Below are 15,048 nucleotides of genomic sequence, written 5' to 3'. Positions count from 1 at the left end.
TTATTTCAAATTTTATTCACAAAGTATTACGGTGTATACCGTCCAGTCACATGAAGATTTGATACACTGGCGGATGTTGTCATATAATAATACTGCCCTGATGGTGCATAGCTACGATATGATGCACTGCCCGACAATTTACTCGGGGAAATTGATGCTGTGTTTGACTGGATTGCACTATTGTTTCGATTAATAGACCTGCAGTTCAATGTTCCCGTCTTATTAAACGAAGTTCCTGTTACATAAAACCGCTGCTCAGAATCAGCTTTTTCAGCTCTCTTAGAAAGAATATCTCCTGGTACAGTTACATTAAAATCAACTGTTTCAGCAAATACCGGAACTGTACTGCCTACCAGACATAAAGAGGCAGCTAATCCACACATTGCTCTTTTAATCTTTTTGTTCATCATAATTTGAAGCTCCTTTCATTTTAAATTCTTTAATTCTTTTACAGCTGTTGGGAGTTTAGGCTGGTATCCTAAGAAAGGACAGGTTGTATTGGCATCTCTTACAGCTATCCTCTTTGCTATGTACCCCAATACCTTGTTCCCATTTGTAGAAGTTCTCTTATCCATTGGCTTGCACCTCCCTTTGAAGTGATTGAATTGTAGCATATAATTATTGATTATTTATTCGATTGTCAAAATTCGCCCACGATTTTGTCAAAATTAGACTTTCCTTTCAAGTAAAAAAGAGACCCCTAACGAGTCTCTTAGTTTTTAATCCGCGACATATATAAAAGGACCTGAACACAGAATCTATTAGATGTATAATCTATTTTTATTTCTCCTCCATTGGCAATGACCACCTTTTTTACATTTTCTAATCCAATGCCATGTATTGCAAGTTCTGGCTGAGTTGTCTGCAGTCCATTTCTCTTTTCAAGGATTTTTCCTGAATAGCTGTTTTCTATAAAGATTAATAACACCTCTTGTTTTATTTGCATTTTTATAGTTAGTAACTTTTCCTTCGATTTACTGGCCTCTCTTACTGCATTATCTACCAGATTCCCCAAAATCACGCAAATATTAAAATTATTAAAATATAGATCTTCCGGAATATTTATTTGAACATCTACTTGATTCAGCGTCTCGTTTGCTTTCTGCAACATATAATTTAATACTCCGTCTATTTCCTGGTTACCTGTAGTTGAATATTCTTTTGGATTTAGCATAAAATCCTTCATGCCGCTTAAATATTTTATCATGTCGTCATTATTATTTTTTTTAGCCATTGCAGACAACTCAATGATATGATGTTTTATATCATGCCTCAATGCTTTCACCCGTTCTTCCGATTCTCTGGCTATATCTAATTGATAAGAATAAACTTCTAACATCTGTTTAAACACCTGCTCATTCATACGGGCAGAATAAAATTTAAGGAGTGAATGATACAGATAAAAGATGAGAATATTAATAAAAAGAAGTGCCAGTGCTGCAAAAATAACAATTTCTTTTATTTCATGCGCAACAATAATCAGATAATATATATATACAATACTGACAACAGGAACCATTAAAAGTGCAGCCATATTTAATGCCGGTAATGTAATTTCTTTTTCGGGTTCTGTTGTCCTCTGGATAATAATTGCAATAAATAATAAAGCAAAGCTGGTGATACATTCATATACCTGATTCACCGGCTGTCCCATCGTATATTTTGTTAAAGATAAAATGACAATGCTGTCAACCAAAGCATTAATCACATATATAATAAATACAGCCAAACATTTCTTTGTTTTCTTTATGCGGTATGGAAAAAAAATCAAAAAAAGACTTGTAATGTTTGACAAAATATTCATAGCCGGAGAGGAAAATAGCAAGCTTATCGCACTTGTCCATGCCCAGCCTATAATATATAAAATAGAGACATGCTTCCATCTACTCTCTTCTTTTTGCACAAAAATACCAACAAAATACTTCAATGCGTAAAAACGTAATGCATTTGCCAGTAACGCTATAATATCATTAAATATTTTTAAACTCATCTGCAGCACTCTCCAAAATCTTTCTTCGTACATCTGCACGATTAATTTTACTTATATTTAGTACATCTCCATTCAGCATTTTTACCCACTCGTATGTAAATTCCTTTACATAATTTTTATTTACTAAATACGATTTATGTATTCTTAAAAAAACATTTTCTGGAATTCGTTTTTCAATCTCATTCAATTTTCCATAAAATGTTCTGATCTCTTTTTTCATTACAATATTAATTTTTCTTCCAGTACTTTGAAAATACAAAATATCTTTATACGAAATGCGATATGTACTATTTTGAGTTTGGAACTCAAATCCCACACTATTTTTTCCCGATATACGATAAATATTATCCAAAACATGATATATCTTCGCCGCTTCTATGGGCTTTACCAAAAAATCAAACGGACGATTTTGAAAAAGCTGTAATGCATAATTTTCCTTTGAAGATATATATATCAAAAATATATTCTCTTCTTCAAGAACCTCTCTTATATATTTGCCTACCATAACTCCATCTTTCCCTGGCAATTCTATATCCAGAAAAAGAATGTTTATTTTCTCTCTTTTCAAATAATCCAACAAAGTATCTCCAGAATAAAAAACTTCTGTCACAAGTGAAACGCTCTTCTCTTTCGCATATTTCAGTATAATCTCTTCTAGCTCGGAACATGTGCTTTTTTCATCATCGCAAATTATAGTCTTCATGATTTTTCCCTCCGGGAAGTATAATACTCTCTCGGTATTACTCATGCAAGTCATCTCCTTTTAAATCTTCACTCAAAACCGTTTTTAGGTATTTATAGTATATTTTTCATCAAAATAATTGTCAAATAGATATTTAAAATCGAATAAAATTATTTTAAAACACTTACAATATGTATAGGAGGTGTCATGAATGAATGAGGAAACTGATTTTTCAACATTTATCAAAAATAGAATTACTGAATTACGTTGTCAAAAAGGAATCTCCGAATACACTTTGAGCTTAGCAATCGGTCGTTCGCAAGGATATATACAATCAATTAGTTCCGGCAGAATATTACCCTCTATGAATACTTTTTTAGATATTTGTAAGTACTTCGATATTACTCCTACTGAATTTTTTGATCCATCTTTTCAGAACCCTACTTTGTTACATTCTATTATTTCAGATATTAGTAAATTTTCTGAAGAAGATTTATTATTACTTTCATCCGTTTTAAAGCGAATAACAAGGAATTAAATTCTATTATCCAATAGGTGAACAAGAATTATTTATTTTAATCTTGCTCACCTATTTTTTCTGGTTTATATATATTTATAAGCAGCAATTTTTCAACACTATAGAGCAAGTTTCGCCTGAGTAACTCAAAACTCACTTCGTGGCTTTCGACTTTCCGGCAATCTTGATGGGGATTCTGCTCCCCATACCCTCAGATAATACAGTTTTCACTAATATGCATACTTGGCTCCTGTAAAAAACAGTCGCATCGTAATCATATCTATCACGAAAAATCCATAAATTTTTTTATTGTGTTACCGCCTGATATTTTCAAATCGGCTTTATATATAGAAATATCTTTATTTTGAAAGGAACTATAAAATGGCACGACCAAAAAAAGATAAAAACTTACGGCATACTCGTCATATCATGCTCCGTCTCACCAATACTGAATATGAAATAATTGCAGAAAACGCAAAAGTTGCAAGCCTCCCGTTAGCAGAGTATGTCCGTAAACAAATAACAAATAAAAAAGTAATTGTGAAATATGAAATTGTGGCAGATTTACCGGAGTTAAAAAAATTAATTGCTGAATTTGGAAAGATTGGTAGCAATCTGAACCAGATAGCTCGTTACTTTAATACTGGTGGACTTCATTCCCAGGAAATGCGCAACGAAATCAAAAAGAGCATTACTGAAATTTATAAATTAAAATACGAAGTAATAAAACTGGCTGGAGATTTTATCACTGTCAATGCAAATAATAGAAATAGCGCAGGAGAAAACTAATATGGCAATCCTGAAGCATATTGCAAGCAAAAATGCCGATTATGGAGAAACTGAACGCTATCTGATTTTCCAACATGATGAATATACACAAAAACCAATTCTTGATGAAAATGGGAATATGCTTCTTCGTGAAGAATATTATCTGGATGGTATAAATTGTGATCCGTTTACATTTGATGCAGAATGTCGGGAAACTAACGCTTTCTTTCATAAAAATCAATCTTTTAATGAGATTAAGTCGCATCACTACATCATCAGCTTTGATCCTAAAGATCAGGAAGAACATGGTCTGACCGGAGAACAGGCACAGAAACTTGGCGTAGAATATGCCAGAGAGAATTTTCCCGGACACCAGGCTCTTGTCTGCACCCACACTGATGGTCATAATGGCAGTGGAAATATTCATGTGCATATTGTAATCAACAGTGTGCGAAAATATAATACAGAACCACAGCCCTATATGGAATTTGACCGGGATTCAAAAGCCGGATATAAACATCATCTTTCTGACAGATACAGAATCTACTTAAAGCAAAAAGTTATGGATATGTGCCGTTCCAATGGACTAAACCAGGTAGATCTTCTGAACCCCGCAGAAAAGAAAATATCTGAAAAAGAATACTGGGCAAAACGCAGAAGTCAAAAAAATCTCGATGAACACAATGCAGAACTGAAAAAGAAAGGACTTACTCCAAGACAGACAACATTTCAAACGGAGAAGCAATACCTTCGTGATGCGATTGATGCAGTTGCTTCACAGGCAACATCACAAGAAGAATTTTCCAGATTGCTGTCTGATAGATATAATATCACATTTAAAGTCAGTCGTGGCAGATACAGCTACCTGCATCCTAATCGTCAAAAATACATCACTGGAAGAAATCTCGGAACGCTTTATGAAGAAAATCATCTTATGCAGGTATTCCAGGAGAACTCCAACAGGCAACACGCTGAAAAGTCACATTCTACTGACAGACCAGTTACAGATTTTTCAGAACAGTCAAAATCGTCAGCTTCTGTCCAAACTGACGAAACTACACACTCTTTCCTTTTTATAAAATCTGATTTACGACTTGTAACAGATTTGCAGCACTGTATCAAGACACAGCAAAGTCAGGCATACGCACAAAAGGTAAAGCTGTCTAATCTTAAGATGATGGCTCAGACTGTTGCCTATGTACAGGAACATGGTTTCCAGAGCAAGGAAGATTTAGATACTGCCCTTTCCAATGCCTCTGCCCAAAGCACTGATGCCAGAAATACTCTGAAATCCACAGAAGACGCTTTAAAAAATATAAATGAACAGATTCATTACACCGGACAGTACCTTGCCAACAAATCCATCTATTCCGATTACCGAAAAAGTCGAAATAAAGAAAAATTTTATGACGATCACCGGGCAGAACTCACTCTTTATGAGTCTGCTCTCCGAATACTCAGAGAAAAATCACAGGGTCAAAAACTTCCTACCCTGAAAATGTTGCGTGAAGAAAAAAATCGTTTAACAAAATTGCAGACCGTACAGCGGGATGAATTTAACACCCGGCGTGAATATGAACGGGAACTTCGTACAGTATGCTCTAATGTAAATATTATTCTTAGGCACCCGCATATCCAAGAAACTCTGCACGAAACCTCACAAGGACATTCCTACTTCCGCTAAAAATCTCAATGAGAAAATTTCCAAATTATTTTTCATTTTCTCCGTTGACTAAATTCATTTTATCGCATATACTATAAATAGGAAAACAGGCGACATCCTGTTGGTGTGGCTGACACCTAAAATCCGAAACGAAAGCCGAACGTGGATCGGAGAGTTGGCAGGCAACAGAAAAACCTGAAAGCAAAGCCAGACATATGAGCTGGAGTGTTGGCGGACAACAGAAAAATCAGTCTATAAGGGAGATGCACAATGCTACGGCATTGTAATCTCCCTTTAAATATTTTTACAGATTTCAGAGGTCATAACATGGCAAAATATACCAAACAACAAGCTATTTCCATCATCACAGATTGTGCCGTTAAATATAAAGAGAATCTTGACGGATATCAGCTTTTATTCATTTTAAAAGATAAACATAAACATATTTCTTCTTTGGAAGTAAGTTTTAATCCGTATAATTTTCTTCACCTGACAGGCATAAAATTAGCAGATAAAACTACTGCTACTGATTTTTATGAGCGTTGTTTGAATCATAAGTTAAGTCCCGATGATTTTTCATTTGCCCCTGATGGAACTACACAATTAAAACTAGAAATTCTGCCACAACTTATGGTCAAAAATATTTCTGCAAAAATGGTTGGAGATTTCAATGGCTGCAACCCGAAATTATACACTGAAAAACTAGCTGGTGGCGTAAAAGCCTGTCTTGGCTTTGTAAAAACTCCTTATTCTGAATATGTACCAAATACGGTGTTAAATATAGATATTCGGACTGCTACCAGACTTCCATTACAGGTCATTGCTACATATCGCCGGAAAAGATCTGACTCCGTATATAACGAATTAGTTTACAAAGCGAAAAAAATAGACTGGGACAATATCACTTTTCCAAAAGATTATGATTACCTATCCAAACCAAACATGTAAAATTAGCAGTTCAATAAATAGAGGGAACACAAATTATTCTTCTTATGTGTTCCCTTTATTTATTGAACAAATACTTTTTATCTGTTTTTGCGTTATGAATTTCTCCTTTTTTCTTTTCGTACTTTATATTTTACTCCATATTTCTGAAAATATAGTTCACGCAATTCTCTATTTTTCATAACATCTTTAGCTACAATCCATGTCAATTCTGCTTGTATTTGTTTATCATTTTTATCAATTTGAGGAAAACATTTTTTTATAGTTTCCACATCTCCAGCCCATATAGCTTCGTTTATTTTTTCAAATAATCTATCTTCTTCGCTTTCTTCCATATCTTCAAATGCTTCTGGATGTTCTGCATAATACTCAGCTTCTGCTTCTGCCCTCTCAGCCCATTGTTCTACATATTCGTCTGAAAAAAGATATACTTCATTATAATATATATCGTCTAAATGAGTCTTGATCCACTTGTTTTCTGCTTCTATTTGTACTTCAATAAACTTAAACATTCTTGCTAATCTATTCATAAACAACAACATACAATGATTTAAATGGACGCTAGTATAATACTTGTCTTTATCCAACATATTATTATCACTCAACATATGGATACATTTCTTACATTCATTTATCAGTGTAAAATGTTTTAAGTTATCATATTCTTCTTGGGTAATAATATTGTCCAACAACAGGCTTTCAAACGGTAGACCTTCATACTGACTAATTATCTCTTTAAAATACACCAAAGAGATAGTTGAAAATTCTTCTAATTTTCTCTTTTCTTTTTCCTCAGTAATACTCTCTATATCAATCTCCTGCATTTTCTTAAAAAAATCTGAAATTTCTTTTGTTTCTTTCATAGGAATAAAAAATAATGTCTTCTTTTCTTCTCTTACTCGATATTCATCAATGTTTAATATAATATGAATATATAGCTTTCTTACTGAATCACACAATGGACTAAATATCATCTTTTTATATTTTTGTAATTTTTTTCGCTCGATTTGGGCATTTATAATTTCCAGATATAACGTAACTAATGCTGATGTAATAATTCCTGTTCCAATTCCAACAGCAATATTTCTTCTGTCCGAATCATTAATCCAACATGATGTGTATACTACTACTGCTCCACCAAATATAATTGCAATAATCGCAACATAGTTCCAATTTCTTTTTTCAAAAAAAGCCTTTATTTTCGTCATTACTGAAATTAAATTTCTTTTTATTTTCCATTTTTTTATCCACACTATATTCAGTTTCTCCATACTTCTATTAATTATGTCTTGCTTTATTATAATATCATATATCCCTATCTATTTAAAGTTTATGGTGTATATTAAATTATTACCTGTAGAGTAGGTTAGAGGGCATCCGCCCTCTTTCCCCTCATCAAACCGTGCATGAGGTTCTCCCTCACACGGCTTTCCGACATTCTTCTTTCTACAGCATTACGTCATGCTCTAGCCATTTTCTTTAATCCTTTTTCGTAAATGCTATTCCTAACAAATCCCACTCTTGACATATGTTTACGCCTTTGGTGTTTCTTGTTATACCATCTTGTAAAGGTACAGATAATGTACCAGTCTAGTGCCTGCATCCATTTCTCATTTGTTTTGGTGGAATAATAATTCTTCCAACCTGTGATTTTCGGATTTAGATTCTTTATTAAATCCTCTTCCTTTGCAACTAACAGACTTCGACCGTTTACATTCTTTTTGATTTCTGTTTTCATCTTCTTCATGGCTTTCCTGCTCGGGTACTGATAAGTTTCTTTATACAATTGTCCTTTGCTTGTTTCCGTTGTCATTCTTCTGTGGTGCATTCCAAGAAAGTCAAATCCCTCTTTTCCGTCCCACAGGCTGACAATCTTTGTTTTTACTGGGTGTAGCTTTAAATCCAGTTTTGCCATGATGTACTGCAATAAGTCCAGTGCGTGATTTGCACTTTTCTTATTCTTGCAGATGATTACTGTATCATCTGCGTACCTTACTAGAATACCGTGAGTAAGTCCATACTTTTCCCACAGTCTGTCCAGTGTATTTAAGTAGATGTTTGCCAATAACGGAGATATAACTGAACCTTGGCTTGTTCCCAGTTCAGAAATTGTCAGTACATTTCCGTATAATGCTCCTGATACTAACCATTGTCTTATCAGCTTCAATATCCTACGGTCTGATATTCTCTGCTCTACCAGTTTCATCAGCTTATCTTGGTTTACGTTGTCAAAGAACTTCTCAATATCTGCGTCTACTACATAATAGCCCTTGTTGTTACACGCTTTCCTTACCACTTCCAGTGCTTGCTTGGCACTTCTTTTCGGTCGGAATCCATAGGAACAATCTCTAAAGTCAGCTTCGAATACTGGCTCTATTGCTATCTTGGCAGCCATCTGCACAATTCTGTCCTTGACTGTTGGTATTCCAAGAGGTCTTTCACTTCCGTCTGGTTTTGGTATCATAACTCGCTTCACTGGAGATGGTTTGTACTTTCCATCCATCAGTTCCAATTTGATTTCTGACAGGTATTTTTCAATTCCCATCTCTTCAATATCTTCGATTCTGATACCATCTACACCACTGGAACCTTTGTTAGCTTTTACCCGTTTCCATGCTTCAAAAAGTACATCATCCCGATATACCTTATCGTAAAGTGCATGAAATCTTCGGCTATCACATTTCTTGGCTGTCAGATATAGTTTGTTTTGAAGTTGTCGAACTTTTTCTTTGGAGTTGTTAGTCTGCATGACATTCTCTCACTCTTACCCTCTCTACAAACGTGAATGAAGCAAGGAACCTTCCCATAGACTGCGTTTTCTTGCACAGTCATTATCGGTACTATGTTCCTCTCCGACTCCCTCCCATCAGAAATACGATTTCGCCAAGCTTATACGCTTTCTTTTTACCTTTCGGTGATGGGTAGGGTCTCTCCAGTTCCGAACCACACTTTTCATATATACCGCTTCCTATATACCGAGGGGTTCTTCTGTGCTGCTTTCCAGTTTCTTCGCACATTCCATGGTTTTCGCCCATATGCACAAGGCTCAACTCCCCTTTGTTCTCTTTTCAGAGACCTTTTTTAACGATACGACAGAATTCACTTAATGTTACGGTCTGTATGATTGCTTGCACCTTTTATCAAGGTTACTTTATCCACTCGCTTAGCACCCTGTATTACTACAGCGCACCGAGTTTAGCTACACGGCTCACTGGCGATTACCGTGACCGGACTTACACCGGCAAGTGTGGTCCAGCTTCGCTGGACACACTACATAGAAAAAGCCAGCCACAATTATGTGACCAGCCTCTCTTCTACTTGCTCTATTTTTTGGTACGTTCTCCCTCAGATTCCATTACCTGTTGCATAGCTTTCTGTCCAGTGCGTCTTGCAATTTCCTCCTTTTTCTCATTTAGTTTTGCAAGGACAGATTCTTTTTGATGGTTCTTTTTATCTTTTGGTGCAGCATTATTCTTAAGTCCGTCAATCATATTATAATTTGCTTCCTCTGTAATTTCCGCACTTCGCAGGTATTCTCCATTCTCCATGTACTTCTGCCAGTTATCCAATTTCGGTTTATAGCCTTCTGTCTGCTCCTGCACTGGCGGATGCAGAGAATCAAGAATCTTCTGTTTTACTACATCATCAAATCCATTGTAGGTGCTGTCTACAAGCACATTACCTTTCTGATCTAAGACTACATACGCAACATCTTTCCCATACTGCTCATGTTCCATAAGAAAATAATTTTTCCCCTCTACCAACAGATAATCTATTACTTCCCATGTTCCGTCTTTTCCCTCTATTTCATATCCGACTGTATCTTTGGTAAGTCCACCGCTTTCTGAAGATGTGACTTTCATAAAGTCAGGAATCTCTATAAAAGTGTCTTTGTTTACATAGTAAGTGGTCATGACACCCTCATCATTCAGGATCAGCACATCACTGGTACTGACTGCATGACCTTTATAATTGTGCGGCTGTTTCTTCTCCAGCTCCTTTTTTATCTGCTCTGGTGTTTCTCCCGGCTTCATTGTTCCCAGATACACCTGTTCATAATTTGCCACCTGCACAGGAATCTGATCCTGTGCAAGTTCTTCATAGGTACGGAAAAGAAGATTTCTCAATTCCGGTTTCTTTTTTAACTGGTAAACTGCAAACTGACTTCTACTCATTCTCCATCCACCTCCAGATCTGCTTTATAAATTTCTACCGTTTTCTGCAATTCTTCATATCCCTCATCGCTAAGATAATAGAGTTTCTGAATCGTCGTGAAAATCAGCAGCTTCATATCTTCGTCCAGATATGAAAAAATCTCATCCATTGCTTCCATTGTCTGTACCCGGTTTCCTGCATCAAAAATTGCCACTGCTATATATTCATCTTCCTCAAACCTTACCATCATAATGTTACATCTCCCTTCTTATGTGCCTTGGATTTTTCTTTCGACATATTCTGCTCCTGCTCTTTTATTTTCGCCTGACGCTCTCTGAGTGCCTGAAGAACAGATTCTTTTCTGCTCTTTGGCTGCGAAAGATTTTCTTTTGGTACAGACTTATCTTCAACTGCTTTTTCCTCTATTTTCGTAATCTCCTGCTTTGAGTCAAAATATTTTTCTACATCATCCATTGCTTTCTGCACTAATGGACTTTCCTTATAATGCTGAATCATCTCCACACCTTCCCGGTCAACTTTTCCCAGTCGCATAAGATCATACGGTCCGTCATAATCGCTTCCATCATGCAGTTCAAATCCAACACCTTTTATTCCATTTATGCGTTCTGCAGGAATTGATTCATAAATGCGTAAGGCTTCTTCCAGGGTAAGGTTCTCATGATACTCACCCATAACAGGAAATTCCATACACTCCGCAACATAAAAAGTGATCGTGTCTTCCGGCTGTTTCTGCTCTGGCTGTCTGGTAAAAACAGAAAGTGTTTCTGCATTTTTCAGACGTGAAAGTAATGACTGGGCAGTGACTACATCGCTGTCTATATCCGATTCTTCTGCCACCTCAGTCAGCCAGTCTTTTAAACCTGCTGTCTCCTTGTTCAAAATATCCTCTGTGAGTTTCTCAACCTGTTCTTCCCTATTTTCAACGGTATCTTTATATTCATAAGTATCATATTCATAACTAAAATTATCCAAGTCCACTGCGAGTTTCCTGATTTCCTGCTGATCAAGATAGGCTTCCGATTCCTTTATATACTCTGCCAAAGTAATTCTTTCTTCTAAGATTGGGGTAATATCTACTTTAATGCCTGCTATTGCCATACCATACGAATTCAATTCGTTAAAAAAACTATCCTCTCGAATATTTCCTCGATAAGAAAGCACCACATCAAGATCAGAATCTGCACGATACAGGTCATCTCTACTTCTGGAACCATGTACTCTCGCCCCAATCAATGTAACTTCATTTTCCAGTCCCATTTCTTCCAGCACAGCTCTTGCATGAAATAAAACTTCATATTCAATTTCTGCCCTGCCCATCCCATTCAATGCTGTTTCACATCTGCCAAGTTCTGAAGTGAATCGAACATCTCCACTGGCTAGCACTTCTTTAGAATGACTGATTACCTTATCCCGAAACTCCCTGTCATCAACTTTTACACATTCAACATCTTCCAATCCTTCATTTTTTAGACTGGCATACATTGCTTTCTGAATAGAATCTTCTGGATTTCCACAGGCATCTCCTGAAATTTCATGAAGTTCCTGATCATAAACCAGATATTTATAGCCTTCCTCAGTCGGTTGCACTGTTAAATACATACCAGACATTTTAAATTGTACGGTTATTCCCTCATAATTTTTTAATGCCGCTTTCCTGTCATAACCATCAAAAAAAGCCTTTGGACAATTACGTTCAAACTGTATCTTCTCCCGTCTCTCTTCTTCTGCATATTCAATTTCTGCATACATTTCTTCATAATCTATCACATTTGCATCTTCTATGGACAATCCTTCTTCCTCTAAAATATTCTCCATTGCTTCTGAAATAGAAATATTCGGATTATCGTAGACACCGCCATCCATTTCCAGATAATCCTTATCATAGAACGTATAATCATAACCGTCTTCTACCGTCTGAATTGTGAAATACTGATCTCCAATCTGGTATGCTATCTCTGTATCATGCACTTCCAGACTGTTGCCTATCTCTTTAAAAGTATTGTATATCTGCGGATTCAGCCAGCCTTCCACTTCCTGGCAATCATAGATCAGCGTATCTACTCCATTCTTGCACTGGATAAAATCAAGACTGCCTCGCAGCGGTGCCGTATTCTCAATTCCAAGAGCTTTCATTTTATGGTTAGGCAAAGAGTAATATGCTCCAAGGGCAGCTCCAAGATCCTTATATCTCTCAATCTTCATCCCACCTTTTGCTGCCAGATCTTCAATCACATAATATTGGTCAATATAATGATTTTCTGGCATTTTCAGATCAATGCCATTATTTTCTCTGACTTTATGTATCTCGAAAAAACTGAATTTCTGTTCTTCCCCCCGCAGATTCTGTCCGATCAGTGTCGGCTCCCATGTATCCGTACTGATTGGCTGCTGTTCCATGATTTTCATAACTGTTCCGTCTGCCAAGATAACGGTTGCCTGTCCTGGAAGATTCATCAGGTCATATACTGTTGCACCATTTTCTTCCAGATATTCTGAAATAGCTTCCCTGGCTCCTTCATCAAATCCATGCCAGATGTCCTCTGCCACCAGTGTTCCATTTTCCGATACGATAATATCTGCCACATCCTGACCGTATTCTTCACTCCGCATCTGGAAGAATCGCTCCCCATGATAAGTTTTCATATCAATCGCATACCATGTACCTGTATGTCCGTCTGCTTCATACCCTCTTGTAGTTTCAGTGATATGCTGATTTTTCACGCCAAGCACCTCTTCCAGTTTCCGGGTGCGGATTTCGTTTCTTGCCATATCAATGAAGCCATTCAGGACTGCAGGATGGCTTTCCACAATATAATCTCTGTTCAGATCCATTCCCCTGCTGATATTTTCCGGAATATCAATGCCATCTGCCCACTGCTTATTGCCATCAGAAAATCTTCCATCATGGGAAAGCTGTTTCAATGTATTTGCCAGAACAAAGGCAACTCGTTCTTCCCCATATTTTTCAATCACACCTATTGCAGTATCCGCTTTCAGGCTCATGCCATCAAAGTTTTCTGCGATTGCCTGTTCGATTGCATTTTTACAGTCGATATTCAGTTTTCTGGAATCCAGGTAAGCATCTACATTTCTCTCCTGCATAGCCTTTTCCAAAGTTCCCATATAAACTTCCGGATACGCTTTTACAGGATTGGCATTTAACATTTCAACTCTCTGTGCCACAAAGTCCGGCAGTTCTGTAAATCCAAAGGAATCCACATAGTATGCGGTTAATCTGCCGCCCCGGTTCATAATGATCACATCACTGACTGACATGGAATGCCCGGTAAAATCGTTTGGACGTTCTATATTAAATCGCTCAAAAAGGTTATCCAGTGTCGTAGCATCTCTCAGTCTTTCACTGTAAACCATCTGATAGTCTTTACCATCTACGGTAAATCCCATTTCTTTTGCCGCTTCCAGACTTAAAAACTGATACCCTCTTTCTTCCTGTCCGCTGTTGATCTGATAAATACCATAACGGTTTCCATCGCTTTCCAGAAGAAGCGTTTCTTTGATCTTTACTTTTTCTTCTGGTATCATAACCATTTCCTGGCTTCTCCGGTAATTTTCCCATTCAAATTTCGTCACTCCGAATAACCCGTCATGCTTTAAAATATCCAATTCCAGATTCATAACCCTCTGCGACTGCTCCTGACCGCCAATTGCTCCGGTCAGCCCGTAAATCGTTACTCCCTCATGGTGCAGTTCCACTGCCCGTTCCCTGGTAAGCGGAAGCATACTTTCTGAATAAAATCCGGCTTCATGCAATTCTGATAAACCGATCATCGAATCCGGCAGACTGTCAATCTGTTCCTCCGCTTCTCCAATCAGTTTTAGTACCGCTTCCCTGTTTCCATCCAGAATAGATTCTGCAAGATTCTCTGCCAGTTTTTCCGTCGCTTCCCTGTCATCCAGTTTATAAGCAAAATTCACGATAAGGTTTCTCTGGTCATTGCTGAAAATCGTCCGTTCCTGTTCCAGACGGTTGATGGTCTGCTCCGCATACTGCATGACACTCAGTTCTTCTGTCTGCTCCACAGCAGTTACTTCCTGCTCTGGCCTTTCGATATGAAGTTCCTTGAGTTTTTCCTCAATCTGTCCGATCATATCAGCAGAAGTCTTACGGATGGTGTCCATAGAAGCACGAAACTCTTTCATATTTTTACCGGAAGACCAGCTCGCAATATAGGAAAAGGAATACTCCGATGTATCCAGTCCAAAATGGTTGCATACCACATAGGCAACACTTTCAGCCTCAAATGTTAATGTTTCCATTTGAAGCATTATACCCATGTTTTTATAAT

Annotated in this window: 13 protein-coding genes; 4 read left to right on the top strand and 9 right to left on the bottom strand. The window is 37.0% G+C overall.

Translation table 11 applies throughout. The features are described from left to right. Positions 1–26: 26 nt before the first annotated feature. The 4 genes from DXC01_RS12430 to DXC01_RS12415 all read right to left on the bottom strand — a co-directional run bounded on the left by DXC01_RS12430 (position 27) and on the right by DXC01_RS12415 (position 2,693). A complete protein-coding gene (locus DXC01_RS12430; protein ID WP_062807180.1) occupies positions 27–410 on the bottom strand; it encodes a hypothetical protein in 384 nt (127 codons plus the stop codon). Positions 411–425: 15 nt separating this feature from the next. Next, the gene (locus tag DXC01_RS12425; protein ID WP_118619051.1) at positions 426–575 is read right to left on the bottom strand and encodes a cyclic lactone autoinducer peptide; all 150 of its coding nucleotides are present in this window, start codon (positions 573–575) and stop codon (positions 426–428) included. A 137-nt stretch (positions 576–712) separates the two neighbouring features. Next, entirely contained in the window at positions 713–1,990 is a 1,278-nt protein-coding gene (locus tag DXC01_RS12420; protein WP_062807179.1) for a sensor histidine kinase, read from the bottom strand. Further along, entirely contained in the window at positions 1,971–2,693 is a 723-nt protein-coding gene (locus tag DXC01_RS12415; protein WP_070100027.1) for a LytR/AlgR family response regulator transcription factor, read from the bottom strand. The genes DXC01_RS12420 and DXC01_RS12415 overlap by 20 nt, the downstream gene beginning before the upstream one ends. A gap of 190 nt (positions 2,694–2,883) precedes the next feature. On the opposite strand from DXC01_RS12415, the gene DXC01_RS12410 reads away from it, so the two are divergent. From DXC01_RS12410 to DXC01_RS12395, 4 genes are all read left to right on the top strand, one after another. After that, on the top strand, positions 2,884–3,210 hold the full coding sequence (locus DXC01_RS12410) for a helix-turn-helix transcriptional regulator (protein WP_062807177.1): 327 nt from the start codon (positions 2,884–2,886) through the stop codon (positions 3,208–3,210). Between the two features lie 360 nt (positions 3,211–3,570). Beyond that, positions 3,571–3,978 (top strand): plasmid mobilization protein, encoded by a 408-nt coding sequence (locus DXC01_RS12405; RefSeq protein WP_062807176.1) that lies wholly within the window; start codon positions 3,571–3,573, stop codon positions 3,976–3,978. 1 nt (position 3,979) lies between these two features. Next, positions 3,980–5,641 carry a relaxase/mobilization nuclease domain-containing protein gene (locus DXC01_RS12400; RefSeq protein ID WP_062807175.1) on the top strand — a complete coding sequence of 554 codons (1,662 nt, stop codon included), beginning with the start codon at positions 3,980–3,982 and terminating at the stop codon, positions 5,639–5,641. A 306-nt stretch (positions 5,642–5,947) separates the two neighbouring features. Further along, complete coding sequence (locus DXC01_RS12395; RefSeq protein WP_062807209.1) at positions 5,948–6,568, top strand: PBECR4 domain-containing protein; 621 nt, start codon at positions 5,948–5,950, stop codon at positions 6,566–6,568. 92 nt (positions 6,569–6,660) lie between these two features. On the opposite strand, the gene DXC01_RS12390 is transcribed toward DXC01_RS12395, so the two are convergent. The 5 genes from DXC01_RS12390 to DXC01_RS12365 all read right to left on the bottom strand — a co-directional run bounded on the left by DXC01_RS12390 (position 6,661) and on the right by DXC01_RS12365 (position 15,019). After that, positions 6,661–7,818, bottom strand: a complete 1,158-nt coding sequence (locus tag DXC01_RS12390; RefSeq protein ID WP_118619053.1) for a hypothetical protein — start codon at positions 7,816–7,818, stop codon at positions 6,661–6,663. A gap of 206 nt (positions 7,819–8,024) precedes the next feature. Continuing rightward, a complete protein-coding gene (gene ltrA, locus DXC01_RS12385; RefSeq protein WP_118619055.1) occupies positions 8,025–9,314 on the bottom strand; it encodes a group II intron reverse transcriptase/maturase in 1,290 nt (429 codons plus the stop codon). 574 nt (positions 9,315–9,888) lie between these two features. Continuing rightward, on the bottom strand, positions 9,889–10,740 hold the full coding sequence (locus DXC01_RS12375; protein ID WP_118619057.1) for a YodL domain-containing protein: 852 nt from the start codon (positions 10,738–10,740) through the stop codon (positions 9,889–9,891). Further along, entirely contained in the window at positions 10,737–10,970 is a 234-nt protein-coding gene (locus tag DXC01_RS12370; protein WP_062807169.1) for a transposon-transfer assisting family protein, read from the bottom strand. The genes DXC01_RS12375 and DXC01_RS12370 overlap by 4 nt, the downstream gene beginning before the upstream one ends. Next, positions 10,967–15,019, bottom strand: coding sequence for a DUF3849 domain-containing protein (locus DXC01_RS12365; RefSeq protein ID WP_243111619.1), 4,053 nt, complete (start codon positions 15,017–15,019; stop codon positions 10,967–10,969). Before DXC01_RS12365 ends, DXC01_RS12370 begins: the two co-directional genes overlap by 4 nt. Positions 15,020–15,048 lie beyond the last annotated feature (29 nt).

The organism is Blautia sp. OM07-19 (genome assembly GCF_003481595.1).
Taxonomy (GTDB): domain Bacteria; phylum Bacillota; class Clostridia; order Lachnospirales; family Lachnospiraceae; genus Blautia_A; species Blautia_A intestinihominis.
Note: the sequence above shows the minus strand (reverse complement) of the source record. Positions and strands in the feature narration are given on the sequence as shown.